25 protein-coding genes are annotated in these 23,138 nt (G+C 39.2%); 3 read left to right on the top strand and 22 right to left on the bottom strand.

Annotated features, from left to right (window positions below):
• Position 1 precedes the first annotated feature (1 nt).
• The 13 genes from QE382_RS02290 to QE382_RS02230 all read right to left on the bottom strand — a co-directional run bounded on the left by QE382_RS02290 (position 2) and on the right by QE382_RS02230 (position 11,208).
• On the bottom strand, positions 2-523 hold the full coding sequence (locus tag QE382_RS02290) for an NADH-quinone oxidoreductase subunit NuoE family protein (RefSeq protein WP_307184512.1): 522 nt from the start codon (positions 521-523) through the stop codon (positions 2-4).
• A complete protein-coding gene (locus tag QE382_RS02285; RefSeq protein ID WP_294186083.1) occupies positions 516-1,751 on the bottom strand; it encodes an NADH-quinone oxidoreductase subunit D in 1,236 nt (411 codons plus the stop codon). Before QE382_RS02285 ends, QE382_RS02290 begins: the two co-directional genes overlap by 8 nt.
• 10 nt (positions 1,752-1,761) lie before the next feature.
• Positions 1,762-2,256, bottom strand: a complete 495-nt coding sequence (locus QE382_RS02280; RefSeq protein ID WP_307184511.1) for an NADH-quinone oxidoreductase subunit C — start codon at positions 2,254-2,256, stop codon at positions 1,762-1,764.
• 3 nt (positions 2,257-2,259) lie between these two features.
• Positions 2,260-2,811 (bottom strand): NADH-quinone oxidoreductase subunit B, encoded by a 552-nt coding sequence (locus tag QE382_RS02275; RefSeq protein ID WP_046673075.1) that lies wholly within the window; start codon positions 2,809-2,811, stop codon positions 2,260-2,262.
• 58 nt (positions 2,812-2,869) lie between these two features.
• Entirely contained in the window at positions 2,870-3,244 is a 375-nt protein-coding gene (locus QE382_RS02270; RefSeq protein WP_307184510.1) for an NADH-quinone oxidoreductase subunit A, read from the bottom strand.
• A 144-nt stretch (positions 3,245-3,388) separates the two neighbouring features.
• Positions 3,389-5,164 (bottom strand): tetratricopeptide repeat protein, encoded by a 1,776-nt coding sequence (locus tag QE382_RS02265; protein ID WP_307184509.1) that lies wholly within the window; start codon positions 5,162-5,164, stop codon positions 3,389-3,391.
• Positions 5,165-5,189: 25 nt separating this feature from the next.
• The gene (locus QE382_RS02260; RefSeq protein ID WP_307184508.1) at positions 5,190-6,116 is read right to left on the bottom strand and encodes a PstS family phosphate ABC transporter substrate-binding protein; all 927 of its coding nucleotides are present in this window, start codon (positions 6,114-6,116) and stop codon (positions 5,190-5,192) included.
• A gap of 328 nt (positions 6,117-6,444) precedes the next feature.
• The gene (locus QE382_RS02255) at positions 6,445-7,332 is read right to left on the bottom strand and encodes an energy transducer TonB (protein WP_307184507.1); all 888 of its coding nucleotides are present in this window, start codon (positions 7,330-7,332) and stop codon (positions 6,445-6,447) included.
• Between the two features lie 31 nt (positions 7,333-7,363).
• Positions 7,364-7,921, bottom strand: coding sequence for an ExbD/TolR family protein (locus QE382_RS02250; RefSeq protein ID WP_293957309.1), 558 nt, complete (start codon positions 7,919-7,921; stop codon positions 7,364-7,366).
• A gap of 24 nt (positions 7,922-7,945) precedes the next feature.
• On the bottom strand, positions 7,946-8,608 hold the full coding sequence (locus tag QE382_RS02245; RefSeq protein WP_293957310.1) for an ExbD/TolR family protein: 663 nt from the start codon (positions 8,606-8,608) through the stop codon (positions 7,946-7,948).
• 110 nt (positions 8,609-8,718) lie between these two features.
• A complete protein-coding gene (locus QE382_RS02240; protein ID WP_209578290.1) occupies positions 8,719-9,543 on the bottom strand; it encodes a MotA/TolQ/ExbB proton channel family protein in 825 nt (274 codons plus the stop codon).
• Positions 9,544-9,974: 431 nt separating this feature from the next.
• Complete coding sequence (locus tag QE382_RS02235; protein ID WP_293957311.1) at positions 9,975-10,325, bottom strand: translation initiation factor; 351 nt, start codon at positions 10,323-10,325, stop codon at positions 9,975-9,977.
• A 4-nt stretch (positions 10,326-10,329) separates the two neighbouring features.
• Positions 10,330-11,208, bottom strand: coding sequence for a diacylglycerol/lipid kinase family protein (locus QE382_RS02230; RefSeq protein ID WP_307184506.1), 879 nt, complete (start codon positions 11,206-11,208; stop codon positions 10,330-10,332).
• A gap of 303 nt (positions 11,209-11,511) precedes the next feature.
• Here QE382_RS02230 and metK point away from each other — a divergent pair, with 303 nt between their 5' ends.
• Positions 11,512-12,765, top strand: a complete 1,254-nt coding sequence (metK, locus tag QE382_RS02225) for a methionine adenosyltransferase (RefSeq protein WP_307184505.1) — start codon at positions 11,512-11,514, stop codon at positions 12,763-12,765.
• A gap of 168 nt (positions 12,766-12,933) precedes the next feature.
• Positions 12,934-13,338, top strand: coding sequence for a Dabb family protein (locus tag QE382_RS02220; protein ID WP_307184504.1), 405 nt, complete (start codon positions 12,934-12,936; stop codon positions 13,336-13,338).
• Here QE382_RS02220 and QE382_RS02215 read toward each other — a convergent pair.
• Genes QE382_RS02215 through QE382_RS02185 form a run of 7 tightly spaced genes read right to left on the bottom strand, consistent with a single transcriptional unit; the run spans position 13,331 to position 19,571 of the window.
• Positions 13,331-14,659 carry a DUF58 domain-containing protein gene (locus tag QE382_RS02215; protein WP_307184503.1) on the bottom strand — a complete coding sequence of 443 codons (1,329 nt, stop codon included), beginning with the start codon at positions 14,657-14,659 and terminating at the stop codon, positions 13,331-13,333. The genes QE382_RS02220 and QE382_RS02215 overlap by 8 nt on opposite strands.
• Positions 14,659-15,648, bottom strand: coding sequence for an AAA family ATPase (locus tag QE382_RS02210; RefSeq protein WP_307184502.1), 990 nt, complete (start codon positions 15,646-15,648; stop codon positions 14,659-14,661). The genes QE382_RS02215 and QE382_RS02210 overlap by 1 nt, the downstream gene beginning before the upstream one ends.
• On the bottom strand, positions 15,645-16,838 hold the full coding sequence (locus QE382_RS02205; RefSeq protein WP_307184501.1) for a DUF4350 domain-containing protein: 1,194 nt from the start codon (positions 16,836-16,838) through the stop codon (positions 15,645-15,647). The genes QE382_RS02210 and QE382_RS02205 overlap by 4 nt, the downstream gene beginning before the upstream one ends.
• Positions 16,835-17,671, bottom strand: coding sequence for a DUF4129 domain-containing protein (locus tag QE382_RS02200; RefSeq protein ID WP_307184500.1), 837 nt, complete (start codon positions 17,669-17,671; stop codon positions 16,835-16,837). Before QE382_RS02200 ends, QE382_RS02205 begins: the two co-directional genes overlap by 4 nt.
• Positions 17,672-17,705: 34 nt before the next feature.
• Positions 17,706-17,855 (bottom strand): hypothetical protein, encoded by a 150-nt coding sequence (locus tag QE382_RS02195; RefSeq protein WP_307184499.1) that lies wholly within the window; start codon positions 17,853-17,855, stop codon positions 17,706-17,708.
• 28 nt (positions 17,856-17,883) lie between these two features.
• The gene (locus tag QE382_RS02190; RefSeq protein WP_307184498.1) at positions 17,884-18,618 is read right to left on the bottom strand and encodes an ABC transporter permease; all 735 of its coding nucleotides are present in this window, start codon (positions 18,616-18,618) and stop codon (positions 17,884-17,886) included.
• The gene (locus QE382_RS02185; RefSeq protein WP_294348648.1) at positions 18,609-19,571 is read right to left on the bottom strand and encodes a stage II sporulation protein M; all 963 of its coding nucleotides are present in this window, start codon (positions 19,569-19,571) and stop codon (positions 18,609-18,611) included. Before QE382_RS02185 ends, QE382_RS02190 begins: the two co-directional genes overlap by 10 nt.
• A gap of 116 nt (positions 19,572-19,687) precedes the next feature.
• Here QE382_RS02185 and QE382_RS02180 point away from each other — a divergent pair, with 116 nt between their 5' ends.
• Positions 19,688-20,419: an RDD family protein gene (locus QE382_RS02180; protein ID WP_307184497.1), complete on the top strand. Its 732-nt coding sequence runs from the start codon at positions 19,688-19,690 to the stop codon at positions 20,417-20,419.
• A gap of 271 nt (positions 20,420-20,690) precedes the next feature.
• Here the strand turns inward: QE382_RS02180 and fabD are convergent, their stop codons facing one another.
• Complete coding sequence (gene fabD / locus QE382_RS02175) at positions 20,691-21,581, bottom strand: ACP S-malonyltransferase (protein ID WP_307184496.1); 891 nt, start codon at positions 21,579-21,581, stop codon at positions 20,691-20,693.
• Positions 21,582-21,755: 174 nt separating this feature from the next.
• A complete protein-coding gene (locus QE382_RS02170) occupies positions 21,756-23,039 on the bottom strand; it encodes a M16 family metallopeptidase (RefSeq protein ID WP_307184495.1) in 1,284 nt (427 codons plus the stop codon).
• Positions 23,040-23,138: the final 99 nt, after the last annotated feature.

The raw sequence follows: 23,138 nt of genomic DNA, 5'->3' as shown, positions 1-23,138 counted from the left end.
ATTATTCTGTTTTAGCTTTTAAATTATCAATCAATTCGTCGACTTTATCTTCTGTCAGATGCTCATAGAATGTATATTCAGGGCCGATCTGCAAGACTGGTCCAAAACCACAGGCAGCCAAACATTCCACACCGCGCCACGAAAAGAGCCCATCGCTTGTGACCTCGCCTTCCTTCACACCAAGCTTTTGCTCTAAATGCCCCATAATACGCTCTGCACCGACCAAACAACAAGGCCCTGTACGGCAAATCTCCAGGACATATTTTCCTTTAGGTTGCAACAGGAACATGGTATAGAAAGTTGCCACCTCGTACACCTCAATCGGCAATATATTCAGGTAAACAGCAACCTTATCCATGGCATCTGCGCTGACCCAGCCGTATTCCGCCTGAACCAAATGTAAAATGGGCAATAAGCCCGATTTCTGCTTTCCTTCGGGGTAACGGCTTACTACTTCTCCAAACTTGGCTAACAATTCTGGAGAAAACGTTACATTTTCATTATGTTGTTTTACACTAAGCATCTAATTCTCCAGCTATAACGTTAAGACTACTCATATTTATAATAGCATCTGAAATCAGCATTCCTGCACTCATTGGCGCAAACATCTGATAATTGACAAAAGAAGGTCTCCTGAAATGCAGACGATAAGGTGAGCGTCCACCATCGTGAATCAAATAAAATCCAAGTTCACCATTTGCCCCTTCGACGGCATGATAGACTTCAGCTTTTGGTGTATCCACCTCACCCATGACGATTTTAAAATGATAGATTAAAGCTTCCATATTGGTATACACCTGTTCTTTCGGAGGCAAATAAAAATCAGGCACTTCGGCATGAAATACCCCTTTAGGCTCTTTCTCGATTTTGTCCAATGCCTGCTCTATAATCCGAAGAGATTGCCACATTTCGGCATTCCGTACCATAAATCGGTCATAGACATCCCCTGTCGTGCCAACAGGCACATCGAAATCAAATTCGTCATAGGAGCAATAAGGATTCTGTACGCGGATATCATAATCTACGCCGGTAGCCCGCAAAATAGGGCCAGACCAGCCATAATCCAGGGCATCTTCTGCTGTTACAGCAGCAACACCGGAGGTTCGTTCTATAAAAATGCGGTTACGAACAAACAACTCTTCAAACTCTTGCAATACGGGAGGATAGCGTTTCAGAAATTCACGTATTTTTTCAAAGGCTATCGCATTAAAATCACGCTCGAAGCCTCCAATACGACCAATATTCGTTGTCAGACGAGCACCACAGATTTCTTCAAAGATTTCATAGATAAACTCGCGTTCCTGCATCACATACAAAAAGCCCGAAAAAGCACCTGTATCTACCCCCAAAATACCATTACAAATAATATGATCTGCAATGCGTGCAAGCTCCATGATGATAACACGCATATATTGCACCCTTTTAGGAATCTCTATTTTGAGCAGCTTTTCAACGGTCATATGCCAGCCCATATTATTGATCGGTGCCGAACAATAATTCAAACGGTCTGTCAATGGAGTAATTTGATAAAACGGTCGATGCTCAGCAATTTTTTCAAATGCGCGGTGAATATAACCGATCGTCGATACGCCACTCACAATACGCTCGCCATCGATTTGCACCACGTTCTGAAACACGCCATGCGTAGCGGGATGCGTGGGCCCAATATTTAAGGTAATCAACTCATCTTGTGGATCGTTATCTTCAAAAACGGGTTGATTAGGTGTGATCTTGCTAATAAATTCGCTCATATTATGTACTTTAACGGCCGAAATACAAATCTTTCTTATCTACGCGATTTGGATCCTCCAAAGGGTATTCCTTACGCATTGGAAACACCTCCATATCATCTACATTCAAAATCCTTCTCAAATCGGGATGCCCTATAAAATTGACGCCAAAAAAATCAAAAGTCTCACGCTCCATCCAATTTGCACCTTTCCAAACCACAGTCGCTGTCGGAATCTCAGGATTCGGACCTTGCAAAAACACTTTCACCCGTATCCGTATATTATGAACTAGACTATGTATATGATACACGACAGCAAATTCCTTTTCCAAATGCGGATAATGTACTGCTGTAATATCGGTCAGATGGATAAACTGCAACTCACTATTCGACTTCAGGAAACGAAGCACTTCGATCAAGTCTTCCTTGTCAACAATGACGGTCAATAAATCGTGAGCATCCGGAATTTCTTGAATCTTTGTGGGAAAATTCTCTTCGAGCTTATCCAATAAAAAACTGTTCACCATCGTTTATTTATTTGTATGAATTCCGTACTTTTCAAGCAATGCCTTATATTCTGGTGTATTTCTCCGGTTCAAGGATTCATTCTTCACGATGTCCTGCAAACGCAATACTCCATCCAAAATTGCTTCAGGGCGGGGTGGACAACCCGGTACATAAACATCGACCGGTATAATTTCATCAATCCCCTGCAGCACAGAATAGGTATCGAAGATTCCACCGCTAGAGGCACAGGCACCGACAGCGATGACCCAACGTGGCTCAGCCATCTGCACATACACTTGCCTAAGCACAGGCGCCATCTTCTTAGCAATAGTCCCCATAACCAATAGCATATCTGCCTGCCGCGGTGAAAAGCTAGGCCTTTCGGCACCGAACCTTGCCAAGTCATAGGTTGAACCCATTGTCGCCATAAACTCGATACCACAACAGGATGTGGCGAACGGCAAAGGCCATAACGAGTTGGCTCGCGCCAAGCCAATGGCTTTATCTAAACTCGTCGCAAAAAAACCTGCGCCTTCTACTCCCGGAGGAGCTTCTGCTAATTTTATATCACTCATGAAAAGTCGATTTATAGGTTTAGTATCGTTGGCCAAAAACCAACCATAATGAGGACATTTAGTCCCAGTTTAATGCTTTTTTCTTAATCACATAGATAAAGCCTAATAAAAGCAGTCCCATGAAAATAAACATCTCTATCAAGCCTTGAAATCCCATATCACGGAAGTTGACAGCCCATGGGTACATAAAAATGACCTCAACATCAAATATCACAAATAGGATAGCCACCAAGAAATATTTAATGGAGAATGGCTGCCACGCATTCCCGATCACTTCGATTCCTGACTCAAAAGCTCCAAGCTTGTTTTCTGTGCGGACCTTTGGCCCGATAAGATGTGTAATAATTATCGTACTTACTCCAAATCCCACAGCTACTAAAAGCTGTAAAAATATCGGCAAGTAGTCTATCGGCATACTATTGGCTTGCTCCATCTTAACTAAAATTTATATTGGTAACTATCTTTAAATATAGAGATTCCACGGTAAAAAACAAAACAAAAAAGGCGTAGATATTACTATCTACGCCTAATTTAGAATGATTTTACTTAAGCTTACTTTAAACCTTCTAAGTAACCTTTAACAGCTTCGTTCGCTGGGTCTATGGCTAATACTTTTTGGGAAACTTTCCTTCGCTTTAGGAAGATCTTGTTTCACGTAATAGTAAAGACCGATATAGGTATTCGCATCGATTAAATAATTTTTATTTTTCTCTTGCGCACCACGTTGATTGATTGTTTCAATCAATTTTTGAAATGATGCAACGAAATCACCTTTTGGTTGTTCCAAATTATCCGCCGTCAATGCTGCAAAAGCTTTGTAATAAAGCGCGTTGATCAAATATTTATCCTGTGCTTCTTTATTATCAGTAGTTTCGATTACAGTCAAGAATGTCTGAGCTTTTTGCAAATCAGCAATCGCTTTATCTCTAAGCTCCTGATTAACTACAACTTGCTCTTCATTTTTACTAGCTGCATCTTCTTTAGCACCTATTTGATAGTAAGCTTCACCAGCATAATAATTTGCATCAAACAAATATGTTTTATTATCTGTGTAAGACGCGACCAATTCGAAAAGAGAGGCCGCTGTCTGCAATTCTTGCTCTTGATATTTAGCAAAAGCCAGCTCTGCAGTTTCGCCCAAAAGCTCTTTGTCTAAATCAATTCCTTTTTTAATATCAGCAATACCTTTTTGGATATTTGCCGTATTTTCTGCCGTTAACACTGGTGCTGCTGTGGCCGTGCTATCGGCACCACCTTCTGCATGCTTTGGACTATTAGCAGCGATTTCAGACATACCCAGATACATATAATCCAATGGAATTACACGATCTTTCTCCATTTTGCTGAACATCTGATTCAAATACTCCAATGCTTTTGGATAATCTTTAGCTTTTTGGAAAGCGATATAACCTAAGTAACGGTAGATTTTTGGATCTACAGAAGGATTTTGCGCCAATTCCTCAGAAACGACCTTCAAATCATCATACTGACGTGCATATACAAGGAAATCGGCATAGCGAATTTTTGCTTCCAACGAGTTATCACCAGCAACTTCAAGATATTTCTTATACTGCTCAACACCCTTTTTATTTAACTCAACATATTTTTCATCAGACGTGCCTGGCAACCTCGACCACTGGTTGTAAGTCTCAGCTAACTCACGATAGGTTGGAGCATAGGTCGGCGTCTCCGCCGCGATAGCTTCTAATTGCGTAATGGCTTCATCAAAAGCTTGTGCACCCCGTACAATTACCGCTTGTCCAACTTTAGCTTGAACGGAATTTGGATCGATATCCGTCGCGTCACCATAGCTTGTGTAAGCCAAAGATCCCTCTTTTAATCCGCGATACGCATCACCTAATGCGATAGGAATAGCAACATCCTTTTTGTTTTTTTCCTTCGCCTGTGTTAGATATTCTAACGCTTTTGCATAATCAGGTTCAGGTGCATTAATATATGCACGACCGATCTCCAGTAATGGCTCATAATCCTTTTTACCTAATTTTGCCGTTGCCAAAGCGAATTTAGATTCCGCACTTGCCTTATCCTTTTTCATTAAGTCAACATAACCCAAACCTACATTATTGATTGTAGCCTTTGGATCAGCGGCCAAACCTTGGTTGAAAATCGTAGCGGCAGAATCCGCTCTGTCGTTTACCAAATAAATTTGACCCAAATAGAAATAATTATCTCCATTCTTAGGTTGCTTAGTCACTAACTGTTGAAGGATAGTTTTCGCTTTACCATAATTTTCAGCCTCGATGGCTGCTCTAGCATCTTTCAAACTTTGTGCACTTACTGTGCCCACAGATCCGGCCAATAAAAGACTAAATAATAATTTGCTGTTTGTCATAATCTATTTTTGTACTATTTATTATCTATTTAATATAACTTTCATCTCTAATAATGATCTCACGCCCAGGCATTGTAGCTGGAACCAATCCCGCTTTCAAAACGATACGCTGGCCGCGATCGCCTGTCAAAAATGCACTAAAACCTAAACCTAAGCCCATATTTGGCTGATAATTCATAATGTAGACAGGCCTCACAAAGGGGTATACGCCATCAGCGATAGTCGATTGAGATGGTCTATAGAAATTGACCTTTTCACCTCGTTGATCACTGCTTCCGATGCTCAATGTACGAATTTTATCCAATAAATTCGAATTTTTTTCTATAGCTTTCAGATACCAATTGTACCCAATAACACCCACTGTATTTGCATTATCACTGACGTATTTCATCACTTCCTCACTATCCTTCATTGCAGAAACAGCTTTCGGATCAATTTTGTTTAATTTGAAATAATCTTTCAAATAACGCAGTGTACTCGAATTGGCATTATCAAAGATCAACCGTTGTCCTGCTAAATTACCTTCCAACAAAGACTTAACGTCTTTTTGTGACATAATAGTATCCTTACTATTCCGATTATTGATCAGTACGACTGCATCGGAAGCTATTTGGAAGATTTTCGGCTGAATACCGCGCTTCTGAAAGTAGCTACCTTCCTGGTTCGTCAACTTTCTCGTCAATACAACGACATAAGCCGAATCAGAAAGCAAGGCATTTACTGCTTTAATCTCGGGCCTAGCGATCAATTCCAAACTTGAATTTGGATAAGAACTTTCAAAAACATCCGCAGATTCTTGAATGATCGGCAATAAAGTCTGATCAACAATAACCGGGAGTTTACCCGTTAGAATATCCTCTCCTTCCTTTGTACTCTTCGTTTTATTTTTGCACGAAACAAATACTCCCATACAGACGCCTAGCATCATAAGAACCATTTTATATTTTCTCATACGATACATCATAAAATAAGACAGTTTAAATAAAGAATAGTTTAACTTTTGAAGAGAGAGTTGGTTAAAACTAAAAGAAAGAGGCGCTTAATTAAAATTATTTTGCCAAAGCCGTACAAACCGCATAAATGAATACAGAATCAATACGACGCCAAAAATTGTTTTGTAAGTTGGATTAATCTCAATGGGGAAATTATCCCAGAATATAATCAATAGGCCCAAAACAAAGTAAAAGCCAAACATAAAAAGTCCTAAAATAGACAGAAACCGCTTCAGAGGCGATTTCTGTCTATAATTTGAACTATTATTCGAATTAAAATTTGTCATTCTAATTTTGAAGGTTCAATCGAATTGGTAAAGTGTACGCTACGCGAACTGGACGACCATTTTGAATACCAGGTTTCCATTTCTTCGCTTTTTTAAGCAACCTTACAGCTGCATCTCCAGTACCATATTTCAAATCGCGTTTGATATTGATGTCTGTCAAGCTACCATCTTTTTCTACAACGAAGGATACTTCAACGACACCATTTACACCATTTTCAGTTGCCGCAGCCGGATACTCATAGTTTGAAGCAATCCAAGACATAAATGCTTGCATACCACCTACAGGCGTTGGTTGAACCTCGATGGCATTAAATGGAAGAATTTCATCTCCATTACCATTTGGATCTCCTTTTGCAGCACCCGTGATCGCACCATCTTGTTTCTTTGAACCAAATTCGCCACGTGCAACCGAAGTACCTGTCGGACTACCTTTCAAAGTAATACGCGCTGGCGTTTTATTTGGATCTTTCAATTCTTCCTGAGAAGCAACTTCCTCTACAACTTTGTTTGCAGGAGCTACTTTAGGTTCAGGGAAACGAACCAAATCCTCTTTTGGTACATCCATGGCCACTTGTTGAGGTTTTTCTTCCGGTTCTTGTGGAAGTGGCTCCTCTTCTGGTGGTTCTGGTGGCTTGATTTCTTCAAGGTCTTCCAACGTAACTTCGGTTACTGCCGGAGGTGCCTCAACAGCTTTCTTCGGGAACAGCTTACTTCCAAATACACTAAGGAAACTAGCTATGGCTACAATGCCGATAACGACAAGAAGCCCCCTGTTAGTCGCTTTGGGCGCAAGTTTGCGAAGCTCGTAAGCTCCATACTCCCTGTTACGGCCCTGAAAAACGACATCAAGCCATTCTTTCTTAAAAATATCTAATTTTGACCCTATCATTTTATTTTAGTTTTATGTGTCAATCTAATAACTAATCATTATAGATATTGTCACGTTTTAACACTTCGACTTCTTCTGGTGTAATCTTTCCGATCATATAGCGTTTAACGTCTACAATTTTCATCTCGTCAAGAATATCAACCAGATTGCGTTGTGTACATTTTTCACTAGGACGTATGATTACAATCATGTCTTTACCGCCTGAAACGCGAGGTACATAAGCCTTTTTCTCCATCAAGACCTTACGGATCCCATCTGCGCCATAACCAGCAACAGTAGGGCCTTCGATCGGATTAGCTACTTGACCATATACCCACGAGACTTTATTGTCAGAACCCAATAAAATTGTAAGGGAACGATTATCTGCCGTAAGCAGTTCATCGCTTTGTTGTTCTTTAATTTTATTTTTGTCTGGCATAGCCACATCCATTGCCTGCGGTTTATTTAAGGACGTGGTCAACATGAAGAAGGTGATCAACAAGAATGCCAGATCCACCATGGCTGTAAGGTCTACCTTACCCCCATTTTTCTTGGATCTTACTTTCCCGCCTTTTCCTTTTTTACCACTATCCTGATTTAATTCTGCCATCGTTTGTTCTTATTAAATCGTCAATTATTTGTCCTCAGCACGCATGCCTGTTATGAAACTAAATTTGTTTTGCTTTTGATTACGCAATGTTTCAATAACTAAATTAACCGAAGGATATTTTTCATTCGCATCTGCTTTGATAGCCATCTTCAAAGGTCCAGGGTGCACGAAATTTTTATCCGATGCCTCCTTTTCCTTATTTACTTCTTCGGCGGCCAGACGGGCATTTTGAACCCAGTAATACAGCTCATTTGAAGTATTCTCTGTACTATCAACCGGTATACCAGTTTGCACACCTTTTTCTGTACGCTTACTTCCATCCAAGGCCAATAACCCTTTCAATTTAGACATTGGTACACCAAAGTTTTCCATCAATTTGAAACGATCGTAATCTTCTTGCGAAAAGCCAACGCCATACTTTGCTGACATTCTTTCTAGTGCTTTTACGCGAACCTGTTGATCAGTCGTACCGAAGAAAACTTTACCTTGATCGCCTATTGTGATCATACCTACATTTGAATCAGGTAACTTATCTTTCGTAGTCGATGCTGGGGTATCCACCGTCAATGCTTCCGGTTGGCGCGCTGTCGCCGTTAAGACGAAGAACGTAAGCAGTAAGAACGATACGTCACACATCGCTGTCATGTCGATCGACGTACTGGCTCTTTTTACTTTTGCTTTACCCATTTTAAATTCTTCCTTTTAAATTAAATACTCAATCTTCTATCCTATGATGATTTTAATATTTGATTTCCATAAACTAAATTTAAAAAAGTCAAATATTTTCATCACAGTTCTTATTTGTGGTTTGCAGCGTATGTTTGTACGATTGAGAAACCAGCTTCGTCGATAGAGTAAGTTAATTTATCGATTTTTGCAGTAAAGATGTTATACAATACGATAGCGAAAGTTGATGTCGCGATACCAGTTGCCGTATTGATCAAGGCCTCAGAGATACCGTTCGCCAATTTAGCTGAATCTGGAGCACCACCTGTTGCCAATGCCGAGAAGGCTTTGATCATACCTGTTACCGTACCCAATAGACCACATAATGTACCGATAGAAACTAATGTAGCGATAACGTTTAAGTTTTTCTCTAACATAGGCATTTCCAATGCAGTTGTTTCTTCGATTTCTTTTTGGATTGCAATAGCCGCTTTTTCAGTGTTCACTTCAGGATCTACAGATACTGATTTGTACTTCAATAAACCAGCTTTCACAACGTTTGCTACTGAACCTTTTTGTTTGTCACACTCAGCAATAGCTGAATCGATGTTTCCACCATTAATCAACGTTTGGATTTTACGAACAAAGTTTCCAACGTTTCCAGTACCAGAAGCTTTGTTGATAACGATAAAACGTTCTACCGAGAAAACCCATACCATTAAGAATAAACCAAGCAAAACAGGTACGATAGCCCCAGCATGGTAAACCATTCCTAAATAGTTACCTGGATTAGGAGCATTTTCCGGATTGTTATCAACGAAGTTAGTTGGATTACCCATCACAAATTTCCATACACAGAAACCCACGATGAAACAGATGATGATTGCAGCTTGAGCAAAGAAAGATCCTCCGTTGTTGCTCTCTTGTTTTGCAGCAGTTTTAGGTGCGTTTGCCATTTTTCTAATTTTTAGTTTTTTACTGTTGTTTAAATATATAATGTTGTTTAAATTATATGCACTCTTGTTCGCTTTTGAAATCAATTTGCAAAGCAAATTTAATATCTAATGTCAAATTTAAAATATTCCTCTTAAATATGTAAAAAAAATCAAATTTGTTTTTTTAAACTGAAACACCGTTAATGTGTGTTATTTTTCTCAGCAGCTCCCGTTATATAATCATTGTTTCTCGTTGCTAAATCGCTTATTCGCAATAATTATTTTACAATGAAAGCCATTTTTTTTTTGATATGCAAGAAAATAGAAGATTTTAAATTACAAAAAGTAAGTGATTACTCATATTATCAAACAAACACACAGTCTGTGCACAAACCATACTTGCCTAATAAACAATTCATTAGATTTAATCTGAATATTCTCACAATACTTGTTTAACCACCCACTAATTTTACGCGATACCCCTCTTTAAGTAACAACTCGTAGATCTTTTGTTTAAACTCTCCCTGGATGATGATCTCGCCATCCTTTACGGTTCCGCCCACTCCGCACTTCTGTTTCAACAATTTACCTAAAATTTCCAAGTCTTCGGTTTTTCCTACAAACCCTGTAATCAACGTAACAACTTTTCCTTTCCGCATTTTACGATCAAGCTGTACTTTCAAGTTTTGCTGATTCGTTGGTAAAGTGTCCTGTTCCTGAAAAAAATCAGATAATTGATAATTGAAGTTATCATCTGTGGAATAGACAACCCCTTCATAAGACTGTTTTTTATTTTTACTCATGATCTTAGCAAATTATTTTTAAGGCTTTTGGCATAATGGAAATATCCAGTTTATCTCCTAGTTCGATTGGTTCCCCATCGACGTGTACCGGTGAAATCTTATCCACCTCAATCTGTATATTCTTCCCTGGAATAATTTCTACATAATTGGATTGATCGGCCGATTTGTTAAACAGATGAAAAATCATCTTTGGCAAAATATAGAGTGGAAATTTGTGCACAATACAGACATCTAATATACCATCATTGACTGATGCCTGCGGTGCTATATAAGCGTTATTTCCATATTGGGGAGAATTCGCTACACTGATCATAAAAGCCTGTCTTTCGTACACTTTTCCATCGATGGTCAATTTGTAATGTGCAGGTTGATATTTACTGAGCACATTAAACACTGATTTCATGTATCCCAACGGCCCACGAATATTTTCATTAGCAAAATTTTCGCTCACGGATGCATCGAATCCTAAACCAGCAATATTAAAAAATCTCCTTTCATTGATAACACCACAGTCCACCTCGATTGATTCAAAACGATTAATTCGGCGGATAGCTGCAGCTTCATTCATAGGTACGCCCAAATAAAGCGCCAAACCATTGCCCGAACCCTCAGGAATAATCCCCAATGGAATTCCAGACCCAACCAAAGCTGATCCCAATTCATTGATTGTTCCATCGCCTCCCACTGCTATAACCGCATCGTATCCCTCTTCGATTGCTTTCAAACCAATTTCATAGGCGTGATTTGGTCTCGCAGTCTGCTGAAAAGTAGGATCAAATTTTTGTAGATCAAGCACATCTAACACCTGTTTTTTAAAGGATGTCTTGTGCTTTCCTCCTGAAATCGGATTAATAACAAACAATATTTGTTTACGTTCTGACATATCCCAAAGATAGCGGAAATTACGAATTTCTTAAAATAATGTAATCTTTGTGCATCCTAAAGTATATGACTATACTTTTTAAATTAAAATATAAATTTGATTTTAAATAATCCTTAAAGTATTGTAGCTTTGTCGCATAAAAAATAGAATGTGGACTGATTTGCGTGCTGTTGCGTTAAAAGCAACGACAAGGAGATTGCAACCACAGTAAAAAAGTGCTAAAAACCCCTCGCTATCACGGCTCTTATCACTTTGCTGTTAATTCATTCTAGCGCAAATCCAATATTTAAAATCAGGTAAAGCATGGCTTATTTATTTACGTCGGAATCTGTTTCTGAAGGACATCCAGACAAAATTGCGGATCAAATTTCAGATGCATTAATAGACAATTTTTTAGCATGGGACGAGGATTCTCGTGTCGCTATTGAAACGTTGGTAACAACAGGACAAGTGGTCCTCGCCGGGGAAGTTAAATCAAACATCTACCTCGATGTTCAGAAGATCGCACGTTCGGTAATTCAAAAGATTGGCTATACCAAATCTGAATACATGTTTGAAGCGAATTCCTGTGGCGTATTATCGGCGATTCACGAGCAATCTGCAGACATTAATCAAGGTGTAGACCGTAAAACACGGCAAGAGCAAGGGGCGGGTGACCAAGGGATTATGTTTGGTTATGCGAATAACGAAACAGAAAATTTTATGCCTTTGGCATTGGACCTATCTCATCGCTTACTTTATGAATTGGCGGAGTTGCGTCGCGAAAATAACGAAATCAAGTATTTGCGTCCAGATGCGAAATCTCAAGTTACACTGGAGTATAGCGACGATCACAAACCCCAAAGGATTGACGCCATTGTCATCTCAACGCAACATGACGACTTTGATACCGAGCAAGTGATGTTGGACAAAATTACACACGACATCAAAACGATCTTGATTCCTCGTGTCAAAGCACAATTAAAGCCAGAACTTCAATTGTTATTTAACGATGAAATTAAGTTTCATATCAATCCTACTGGAAAATTTGTAATCGGCGGGCCTCATGGAGACACCGGTCTCACGGGCCGAAAAATAATTGTGGACACCTACGGTGGTAGAGGTGCACATGGTGGAGGTGCTTTCTCTGGAAAAGATCCATCTAAAGTGGACCGGTCTGCGGCATATGCAACACGCCATATTGCCAAAAACTTAGTGGCAGCAGGTGTAGCAGATGAAATTCTCGTACAAATTTCTTATGCGATTGGTGTAAAAGATCCGATGGGAATCTATGTAAACACGTATGGAACGAGTAAAGTAAATTTAACCGATGGTCAAATTGCTGAAAAAATTGCACATTTATTTGACATGACGCCATACGGAATTGAAACGCGTTTGGGACTGAGGAATCCAATTTATTCGGAAACAGCCGCTTATGGACACATGGGAAGAACACCAAAGAAAGTAATAAAAGAATTTGAAAGCTCAACAGGCGAGAAAAAGCAGGTTGAAGTTGAACTATTTACTTGGGAAAAACTGGATTATATCGAGAAGGTAAAAGCAGAATTTGGTCTATAAGACCTCCAAGCTCATTAAAATACAAAGGGGGACATGATGTCCCCCTTTGTATTTTAATGAGCAGGCTTAATTTTCACGCAAAAAAAAGCCAATTTGCGATTTCCTCCTAATTGATACTGTTGGAATCAGTAACGTTTTGTATCTTCATAGTTCTAAACCGTTTCAATCATGAAAAGACGCAATTTTCTTCTTGCACCTATGGTGCTTATGACTGCCCCAACATGGGCTCTTCCAGTTCGCGCGAGCCAAGATATTCAGAGCAATACCATCGTCCACGTGGTTAATTTCTGGCTTAAGAAAGATATCAGTGAAAAAGACAAAATGAATTTTACCCAGTTTTTTGAGGAACTTCGGAAAATCGACGTCATCAAAACACTTCATTACGGCGTACCTGCTCAAACAAACCCGAGACCTGTAGTAGACAACAGTTTTGACTACACGTTGATTGTTACATTTAAAGATCTTAAAGATATAACGAACTATGAGACACATCCAATCCATTTAAAAGCAATTGAAAAATATCAGCATCTTTGGACGAAAGTTATGGTCAAAGACACCTCGATCATTAAATAAGGCCTCGTGCCTTAATCTCAAGGTATTTATTGATGGAATTGATGGTTAAATTTTCCGGCGCAGTATAAATAGTCTGAAATCCATGACGGATAAGCTCCTGTACAATAAGCTGCTTTTCATAGATAAACTTCTCTGCAATGATTTGATTATAGATATCTATCGTCTTTTTGGGTACACTTTTAGCCAGATCCTCTACCTCCACATTTTTAAATACGACGACGACGATTATATGACTTCTATTCAGCATAGTCAGGTAATTTATCTGTCGTTTAAGGGAGTCTAAGGTCTCAAAATTGGTGTAAAGAAAAATTAGTGAACGCTTGTTGATATGCGCATTGGCATAACTATACAGCTTTCCAAATTCCGATTCTTCAAATTTAGTCGATACTTGGTAGAGTGACTCTGAAATTTTAAGCATCTGATTATTTCTTTTTTCCGCGGGTATAAATGCATTGATATCCTTTGAAAAGGTTAATAAGCCAGCACGGTCCTGTTTTAATATCGTTGCATTCGAAAGAACCAACGAAGCATTGATAGCATAATCTAATAAGCTCAGGCCGTTGAAAGGCATACGCATCGCCCTCCCTAGATCGATAAAGGAATAGATTGGCTGCGACTTCTCTTCTTCATATTGGTTGACCATCAACTTTTTCACTTTCGCAGATGCTTTCCAATTCATGTGACGGTAGTCATCGCCCTGAACATAATCGCGAACATGGTCAAACTCCATGGCCGAACCAATCCGTCGAATACGTTTTATCCCGAGTTCATTCAGTCTATTACTTGTCGCCAAAAGCTGATACTTCCTTAACTGTATATAAGATGGGTAACAGGATATTTCCTGTTCTTGATTGGTAACAAACCTTCTTTTGAAAAATCCAAGACGCATCACTAGTGCCATACAACGTCCAAACTTATAAATCCCCCGCTGGGTCGGTCGCAGCGAAAATGATATCTCCGATTGCTGAAAGCTCGGTAAATGGGTCATAAAGTCCTTATCGCGAATTTGAAGCTGAACAGGAAACTCCTCCAGAATCTCCACTTTTGTACTAAATGGATAAAAAGAACGCACAATCAGTCTCATTGGGTTCTCATCTCCATTGGAGAGCTTTTCCGGATATATCCTTGTGATCTCTATTTTCCCCTTTCCAGAAAATAAGACTATAAAATCAAAGACCAAAATTGCCAGCCATATCCAAAAAACAATCCATGCTACAACCAACAAGCCCTTAACGAAAAAAGACAATGTAAAGAGGGTTGCTATACTTAATAGCGAGTAGAAAAATTGATTTGTTAGAAAGAGCTGACTTAATTTCTTCATTATCTTGGAATTTCAACAGAATTAATGATTTGTTCGATGACATAGGCCGTGGTAAATCCTTCCATTTCTCTTTCTGGCGTCAACATAACACGATGTCCTAACACGGCCGATGCTACCCTTCTAATATCCTCAGGAGTAACAAAATCTCTACCGCTGACCGCTGCTGAAGCTTTGGCTGATTCGAGTAAAGCAATAGAAGCTCTAGGTGACGCTCCAAGTGTCAAACTTGGATTAGTTCGTGTTTTTATAACAACTTGAGCAATATATGTTATCAGCTCCTCATGAACAAAAATAGACTTAATCAATTTTTGGAACCCCAAAATTTCAGCTGCGGAAACTACTGCCTGAACCTGATCCTCTTTATTGACTGCCTTTTGAGCATGATGCTCCTTTAATATTTCCAGTTCCTGTTCAAGTTCAGGATAATTCACATTGATCTTAAACAAGAAACGATCGAGCTGAGCTTCTGGCAGGCGATAAGTTCCTTCATGTTCTATTGGATTTTGCGTCGCAAAAACAACAAAGGGAGCGGGTAATCGATAAGTAGTTCCATCAACTGATGCCTGCTGCTCGGCCATACTTTCAAAGAGCGCAGCCTGCGTCTTTGCCGGAGCACGGTTGATTTCATCGATCAAAACGATGTTTGCGAAAATAGGACCTTTACGAAACTCGAATTCATTCCTTTTCAGATCCAATATCGAAGATCCCGTTACATCCGAAGGCATTAGGTCTGGTGTGAATTGAATACGTTTGAATTCGCTATTGATAGTTTTGGCGATCAATTTTGCAGATAATGTTTTTGCAACCCCTGGCAATCCTTCAATCAGGGAATGTCCTGACGCTAAGATGGAAATCAAGAGCATATCGATCAATTGATCCTGCCCAACGATTACTTTTTTAACTTCTGCCTTTACCTGAGCCATTTTATCAAACAAAACCGATACATCTATTCGGTTTTCAAAAGATATATATTTATCCAAGTCACTCATATCATTTTTGCTTTATGTTTAAACTCTTCTATAGTATCATTAATCAATTTAAGATCGACCAAGTCATGTTGTTTAGCATCCTGCATGCGTACAATCAACTTGATCAAACTTTGTGTCTCCACAAGAGAAACTCCAGACCGTTCAGCCAGTTCTTCACTGAAGTCGTTTTCACGCAACGCCAACGTATCTAAATGAAAACGGTTCCTAAGGCTGTGAAGAAAGTAATCTATCTTTTTGGCAACCATATTCCCGGGTACACCATTTTCATAATATAAAGTAGCAATCGTTTCACAAAAATCCTTTGATAGGTTCGGCTCAGGAGCCACTACCGCCACTGCACGCTGTTCACGCCTACTTCTAAACACAAGTAAAAAAACCAGTCCCGCCAACAAAATATACCAGGCTTGCCGAAGACCATCATTTAGAAGCAATACACGCAAAGGCGTACGATACTGATCCATATTTGCTTTAAAATCATACCACGCGATCGGCTTATCATCTAAATACGATAATGATTTGGCAACATAAGCATATTGCGACGCCGAGTTCAGCAGGTAATAATTTCCAAATAAATCCGGGGTCAGATGCAGATAAATTGTTCCTTTACCAAATTGAATCGCCACGAAGTTAGGTAGTGCAAATTCTTTATAGGTAATCGCACCTAAAATAGTTGCATTTTTAGGAAGTTTTTTGAATACTTCACCAAGCTCCGATTTGCCGTAATGAATTTTATTGTTATCATTCATTAGCCGAACGCGTACTTGGTTTTTTATATTTACCCCTTTTTTGTAGCCATAGAAACTATCCGTTTCTACCCCCAAGGAATCCAAAATATAACGATCAATCGCCTCAGCGACAATCATTGCCTTCCCTCCCCGATTCACATAATCCAATAATTTATCTTCTGCAGCTTCACCCATTGAAAAATAAGAGGTATAAAAAAACAGGTTAGCGTCCGTTTTCTTTGCGCTGTCCAGATACTCGTACAATGGTCGCTCAATCGTTGTATTCTTTTGATCGATGATATGCTTAAGTTCTTGACGTAGCACATAGGCTCCAAAGGGATTTTTATCTTTTGCATCAAATGTGCGATCCCATATAATCGGTTTTTTACTTGTGGCATCGATTAGCGCAATGAGCACCAAAACGACTGCGAATAATATCAATCCAAATTTTACCGATCCTTTCATTTAATTTGATTTTGATATTGGGTAAACAATTGCTGATATTGGGTAAAATTAGCTTCCGTCAATTCAAACTGACCAAACCAGACATAATCAAAAATCCGTGCACACTCCAAAAATCCCCGACGAAGTTGTTCATTCCGTATTTCCTGTGCAAATTCAGCATTTGTCTTACTCTGCTTCCACTTGATATGATCAGCATGAGCCAACTTTTGAATATTGAGCAGCTGTAAGTACCGAATTGCCAATGCATAATTTTTAGTTGTAATAGCTTCCTCAATATACGGTTCTAGGTTACTATTCATTAGATTTCGCTCTACATAAGCTAAAACGTCCAATTCGCTTTCTTCCTCACGATGTTTGATAAAATATTGATTCTTGTTGTAAAGTACTTTATAGAGGATAAAGGCTAATGCGATAACAGCTAAAAAAGCAAAAACATATCCAAATTCTTCCCGAAATTTATAAGGATTATCTGGGGTGATGCTCCCAATCCAATCCGCGAGCCTGGCAAGAATCCGCTGTAACGCACTTACCCGATCTTTAATATTCTCTGAATAAACAAAATCGTCCGTCTCGTACCTTTTGATGATATCCTGATAAGGATCCATTCTAAACGAACGCTCTTCGGTATATTTTGGAATGGAGTCAAATAATGTTGGATCCCACAGATCAATTTCATCTTTTCTCTGTTGGCCATTTGGTGCTTTTAAAGTTATCGAGTCAATAGCAACAGAATCGGCGGTCACTAAGGTAGAATCTCTTTGTACATAGAGCGAATCGGCACTCTTGCTGTCGGAATCTACGTTGTTCGGTTTCGGATCACAAGCATACATCATTGACAAACCGGCAATGCATAAAAAAGACAAGAGTTTATTCACTTTTTCCTCCTATCTCTTCAATCATCCCATAAATCCGTTCTCCGAATTTGAGATCCTTCGCTGTTTCATAAATAATACCGTTGGCCAAAACTCCGGACATATAAAGAAACAACGTAAACAATGTGATAAATAAACCGCCCAATGTCATCAGCAGTTTTCCCCAGGATGAGTCAAAAAAAGCAGCATCTATTCCGAGGAAGTTGAATGACAGTAACCCCCATGATAACCAATGGTACAATAGAAATCATCATCACAGCCATTTGGAAAATAAAATTTACGATATAGGTAGCAATACCATACTGAATCAATTTTTTGCTTAGCATCACATAGGCATCTGTAAAACAGCTTCCGAGATCCGAATAGCCTTCGCGATAAAATAAAAATGAGCAAAATAACCAAATACCAACCATGGACGCCAATATTCCGATAGCAAAACTTCCGACAAAAGGGATAAATGCACAAATCGCAGCTACGATGGCCAAGGGAATAAACACGACAATTAATGCCAATATCATGGCAATCAAAAACATAAAGTATTTCCCAAGGTTTGATCTAAAATTCTTCAGTACTTCCACACCCGAAAATGCTGTACTCTTGCGCTCCTTTAGCAGTAGAAAATATTCGATAGAAATACCGTAAACGTACAGTCCCAAAGCGGTCAGCGCCACAATAAGTAAACCAGCCCAAGTCAGAGCATCGATGTCTTCAAAAGAATCACTATTAGCAGAGAACGTAATTTTTGTAGACAGAAAATAATAAACCAAAGCAATCCCGGCTAGGGGAACAGCAGATAAACCAAAAATAGTAGATACAAAATGCCTATAGATCAATTTAAAAAGATCTATAAAGCTTTGCACAAAGTCCCCTACCTTCCGTTCTTTTTGAAATTCAAAGTTTATTTCCATTGAAATCGTTTTGCTAGTCGATATGGGTTAATAACGTAAAAATAGAGGATTGCCAGTAGCGATAAAACGATAATTAATGCACATAACCAAATTGAAACATTATAATATCTTGTTACAAAGCCTTCCAATGTACCCGCAATAATAAAAAAAGGAATTGTGCTGACCAACACTTTCATCGCAATCTTTGCCGTACGGACAAAAGAAGTTAAACGGGTAAAAGATTTTGGAAATAAGATACTATTACCGAGTGCTAATCCGCATCCACCGGCCACAATAATTACCGAGATCTCTATGGTACCATGGATCCAGATTGCTGACATAGCCTTCCCCATAACGCCATATTGGAAAAACATATGATGAAATGCACCTAGCATAATACCATTGCTAAACAAGACATATCCCGTCCCAACACTAAAAAATAGTCCGGCAGCGAAAGCCATAAAAGCAACACGCACATTATTAATCGTAATCCAAATTGCCGAACCAAAATTGCTTCCCTTTCCGTATACCGCAGCAGGATCGCCTGCTTTTATACTTTCTATCGTTGAATCCACATAGAAGTCGCCTAAAATAAGACGAACAAAATCAATATCGTATACAGACGACAAAAAACCGATAATTGAAGCCAGAACAAAAATTAAGAAGGAATACAAAAGCGGCCTACGAATACACCAAATTGCTTGTGGTATCTCTTCATTAAGAAAAGATTTAAACTTATTATTGGAAGCTTTTTGATCTTTATAGATTTTCTGATGCGCATTCACCGCCAATTCATTTAAGTAAACCTTCACTTTACTCTCAGGATAGAAAGTTTGCGCATAAGCCAGATCATTTGTTAACTCAATATAATTTGAGGCAAGCTCATCCGGATCAACCGCTGTATTAATTGACAAATTATTTTCAATTAACGTCCATTTTTCTTTATTTCGTTCTACAAATGATGCTTCTCTCATTAATTTTTTTAACTGGCTCAACCAAATATAGGAAATATCCGTGATTGAAAAGCACAAACAACTGCAAAATTGACTTATATATTCTATATTGCCCCTAAATTCAAATCATTTTACAGATGAATAAGCTTGAGATAAATACAGCACAAAATGTAAAAATCGAATATAATCTTGCCAGTCTTGGCTCAAGAATGATAGCCTTTGCAATAGACTATTTCATTATAGTCTGCTATTATTTCTTTTGTTTCTTCCTCTTGGACACTTTAAATATCACCAGTAATGACCCCTATCTGTTTTATGGGATCATGATGGCACTGACTCTACCGGCTTTTTTTTATACGTTGATTACCGAAACGGCCTTTGGCGGGCAAACGGTGGGCAAGAAAATAATGAAAATAAAAGTTGTTAAGCTCGACGGTTCACGGGCCAACTTTTATCAGTACTTGTCCAGATGGAGTTTATCTATCGTAGATATTTGGATGACAATGGGTGGAGTCGCCATTACATCAATCGTATTATCAAAAAATGGGCAACGCATTGGAGATATTGCCGGAGAAACATCTGTTATTAGTCTCAAACCAGCCTTAAAATTGAGCGACACCATCTATGAGGAAACATTAGATAATCATCCGATTTTATTTCCTCAAGTAATAAAACTGAGTGACAAAGATGCCAACTCGATTAAAGAGATTTATCAGACAGCTTTTGACAGAAGAGATGTGGGAATTTTAACGGCGTTGGTTCAACGTCTGGAAAAAGTCATGGACGTTAAACACCCTGATGTAATGACTCCCAATGATTTTGTCTTACAGGTGATGAAAGATCATTATACCATGTTTAAAGATAAATAACCTTAAAACTTCCCGCTTACCAACTTCGCCCTTCACCCGATTCTTCAACGTATATCATACGTATATACAACGGAGCTTGTTCGGTTGCGACCGAACAAGCTCCGACCAAGTACCGAACAAGCTCCGAACAAAGGGCGAAAAAGGTGTCAACTTGATACTTCGCTGTTACAGGAAAAATTCTTACTTTATTTTGTTATCGGCACAAAAAAGTCGGAAGAAATCTTCCGACCACATATGGATCATACGACCCTTTTTTTATCCGATGCTGCCCTTAGCCAGTTACTGAAGCCGCAGAAGTTTGTACCTGACGATCGACTTTTTTGACCAATCCTTGTAATACATTACCAGGTCCAACTTCAACAAATGCCGTCGCACCATCGGCCAACATATTTTGTACCGTTTGTGTCCATCGAACAGCCCCCGTTAGTTGTGCGATCAAATTTTGCTTGATAACCACTGGATCTGTCTGTGGTTTAGCATCAATATTTTGATAAATCGGACAGCTAGGCGACAACACCTCTACCGCCTCAATAGCTGCTTGCAATTCGACTTTAGCTGATTCCATCAATGGGGAGTGGAATGCGCCACCTACATTTAGTTTTAATGCCCGCTTAGCACCAGCCTCGGTCAACAAAGCACAAGCCTTATCCACACCTTCGATAGATCCCGAAATAACCAATTGTCCAGGGCAGTTATAATTTGCAGCCACAACAACTTCATCAACCTGAGCGCAGATATCCTCCACCACAACATCTTCCAGACCTAATATAGCAGCCATCGTTGATGGCTGAAGCTCACATGCTTTTTGCATCGCGTTGGCACGTTGTGCGACCAATTTCAACCCATTTTCAAAACTCAATGCACCTGCGGCCACCAAAGCCGAAAATTCGCCCAAAGAATGACCAGCAACCATGTCAGGCTGAAAAGAATCTCCCAATGCTTTCGCCAAAATGACCGAATGCAAAAAAATAGCTGGTTGGGTTACTTTCGTTTGTTTCAATTCCTCATCTGTACCGGAAAACATAATATCCGTGATGCGAAACCCTAAAATATCGTTTGCCTGTTCGAACAAAGCTTTCGTTTCATCATTCAAATTATACAGGTCTTGTCCCATTCCAACAAATTGGGCTCCTTGACCAGGAAATACATATGCTGTTTTCATCCCTTATATTTTTATTCGTTTATTTGTCTGCTACCAGAGGTATTGAATCTGCCTTCGGCAATCCATGTTTGATGAGAACGAATTCCCGTAAGCGCAAACTTAGATAAATTGCTTTTTATATGCAATAAATTTCAATACCATCTATCTCTAAAAGGAGGCCCTTCCCGATAACAATTAGTCCTCGGGAACAAAACTAAGCGACAACATCTTCTTCGGATCAAATACATCTTGTGCAATTCCTAATAGTTGTTTGCTAGTCAAGTCCTGAATTTTTTCAATGATCTCGTCCAACAAGATCACACGATCATAGTCCATCACGTTTTTCGCAGCAGAGATAATCATACTCATACGATTTTCTTCGGTCAAAGCAATTTGCCCAATAAATTTTTGCTTCGCTCTTTTTACAGCAGTTTCAGACAGCGGTTGCTCGCTCAGCTTAGCGAGTTCTTTAAACACGAGCCTCTTCGCTTTTTCGACCTTTTCTTCATCTGTACCAAGGTAAATACTAAATAATCCTGTATCTGAAAAAATAGTATAATTAGATTCAATGGTATAAGCTATTCCATATTTCTCCCGTATGGAAAGATTCAGAATGGATCCCATTCCCATTCCACCAAGCATATTATTCAAAAGCAGCAGCCCCGTTTTACGCTCATCACGATAACTATAAGCCAATGAACCGAGCATATAATGCACTTGATTGATTGGTTTGCCTACGGTAACATGCTGCTGAATGAGCGGTCTTACATCATTTCGCATCCGCTCTATCGTATTTGCGGGAACCGTGCCGAACACTTTGTGCAGCAATCGTTCCACTTCCTTTAGCGTATAATTCCCAGTGATACCAATAACCATTTCATTTGTATCATAATTCGTCCGCATAAAATCAACGATATCTGCCTTTTGCAGTGCGAGCAGCTGATCTTCCAATCCTAAAATATTATGTCCCAGTCCCGATCCCTGAAAGACAAGATCTTCAAAATCGTCTACAATAGACTCTTCCGGGCTGTCCAGGTAAGAAGCCATTTCATCAACAATGACCGACTTCTCCTTTTCCATTTCTAAGTCGGGAAAAGTAGAATGAAAAAAGATATCTTCAAAAAGATCTAACGCTCGATTTAAATAAGGCTGTAGAATGGAAGCATGTACACAGGTATATTCCTTCGTCGTATAGGCGTTCAGATCTCCGCCAACGGATTCCAAATGATTTATTATCTGTTGCGTAGAGCGTCTCTCAGTACGTTTGAATAAAAGATGTTCGATAAAATGGGCTACACCATATTTTCCAGCAGACTCGTCCCGAGACCCCGCGTTGATGACCATACAGACATGTGTAACCGGTAAATTTTGATATTGAAATACTACGCGTATTCCGTTTGAAAGTCTAATAATTTCGTATTCCATGCAGTACAAGCTTGTTGTAGCTTCTTTTAGTTTATCTCTTTCTGTGCGCTCCATATTTACGATATTTTTGCCACTTCGCTCAATCTTCAAATCGTATGGGGTATGAAGTCGTCACAAAACTAGGCATTTTTAAATGCAAAACGGTCATAGCGA

The organism is Sphingobacterium zeae, assembly GCF_030818895.1.
GTDB lineage: Bacteria > Bacteroidota > Bacteroidia > Sphingobacteriales > Sphingobacteriaceae > Sphingobacterium > Sphingobacterium zeae.
This window is presented reverse-complemented; position numbering and strand designations above follow the sequence as displayed.

Coding starts and splice junctions, on each gene's coding strand:
- QE382_RS02290 (WP_307184512.1), bottom strand. CDS start 523: ATGCTTAGTGTAAAACAACATAATGAAAATGTAACGTTTTCTCCAGAA.
- QE382_RS02285 (WP_294186083.1), bottom strand. CDS start 1,751: ATGAGCGAATTTATTAGCAAGATCACACCTAATCAACCCGTTTTTGAA.
- QE382_RS02280 (WP_307184511.1), bottom strand. CDS start 2,256: ATGGTGAACAGTTTTTTATTGGATAAGCTCGAAGAGAATTTTCCCACA.
- QE382_RS02275 (WP_046673075.1), bottom strand. CDS start 2,811: ATGAGTGATATAAAATTAGCAGAAGCTCCTCCGGGAGTAGAAGGCGCA.
- QE382_RS02270 (WP_307184510.1), bottom strand. CDS start 3,244: ATGGAGCAAGCCAATAGTATGCCGATAGACTACTTGCCGATATTTTTA.
- QE382_RS02265 (WP_307184509.1), bottom strand. CDS start 5,164: ATGACAAACAGCAAATTATTATTTAGTCTTTTATTGGCCGGATCTGTG.
- QE382_RS02260 (WP_307184508.1), bottom strand. CDS start 6,116: ATGAGAAAATATAAAATGGTTCTTATGATGCTAGGCGTCTGTATGGGA.
- QE382_RS02255 (WP_307184507.1), bottom strand. CDS start 7,332: ATGATAGGGTCAAAATTAGATATTTTTAAGAAAGAATGGCTTGATGTC.
- QE382_RS02250 (WP_293957309.1), bottom strand. CDS start 7,921: ATGGCAGAATTAAATCAGGATAGTGGTAAAAAAGGAAAAGGCGGGAAA.
- QE382_RS02245 (WP_293957310.1), bottom strand. CDS start 8,608: ATGGGTAAAGCAAAAGTAAAAAGAGCCAGTACGTCGATCGACATGACA.
- QE382_RS02240 (WP_209578290.1), bottom strand. CDS start 9,543: ATGGCAAACGCACCTAAAACTGCTGCAAAACAAGAGAGCAACAACGGA.
- QE382_RS02235 (WP_293957311.1), bottom strand. CDS start 10,325: ATGAGTAAAAATAAAAAACAGTCTTATGAAGGGGTTGTCTATTCCACA.
- QE382_RS02230 (WP_307184506.1), bottom strand. CDS start 11,208: ATGTCAGAACGTAAACAAATATTGTTTGTTATTAATCCGATTTCAGGA.
- metK (WP_307184505.1), top strand. CDS start 11,512: ATGGCTTATTTATTTACGTCGGAATCTGTTTCTGAAGGACATCCAGAC.
- QE382_RS02220 (WP_307184504.1), top strand. CDS start 12,934: ATGAAAAGACGCAATTTTCTTCTTGCACCTATGGTGCTTATGACTGCC.
- QE382_RS02215 (WP_307184503.1), bottom strand. CDS start 14,659: ATGAAGAAATTAAGTCAGCTCTTTCTAACAAATCAATTTTTCTACTCG.
- QE382_RS02210 (WP_307184502.1), bottom strand. CDS start 15,648: ATGAGTGACTTGGATAAATATATATCTTTTGAAAACCGAATAGATGTA.
- QE382_RS02205 (WP_307184501.1), bottom strand. CDS start 16,838: ATGAAAGGATCGGTAAAATTTGGATTGATATTATTCGCAGTCGTTTTG.
- QE382_RS02200 (WP_307184500.1), bottom strand. CDS start 17,671: ATGATGTATGCTTGTGATCCGAAACCGAACAACGTAGATTCCGACAGC.
- QE382_RS02190 (WP_307184498.1), bottom strand. CDS start 18,618: ATGGAAATAAACTTTGAATTTCAAAAAGAACGGAAGGTAGGGGACTTT.
- QE382_RS02185 (WP_294348648.1), bottom strand. CDS start 19,571: ATGAGAGAAGCATCATTTGTAGAACGAAATAAAGAAAAATGGACGTTA.
- QE382_RS02180 (WP_307184497.1), top strand. CDS start 19,688: ATGAATAAGCTTGAGATAAATACAGCACAAAATGTAAAAATCGAATAT.
- fabD (WP_307184496.1), bottom strand. CDS start 21,581: ATGAAAACAGCATATGTATTTCCTGGTCAAGGAGCCCAATTTGTTGGA.
- QE382_RS02170 (WP_307184495.1), bottom strand. CDS start 23,039: ATGGAGCGCACAGAAAGAGATAAACTAAAAGAAGCTACAACAAGCTTG.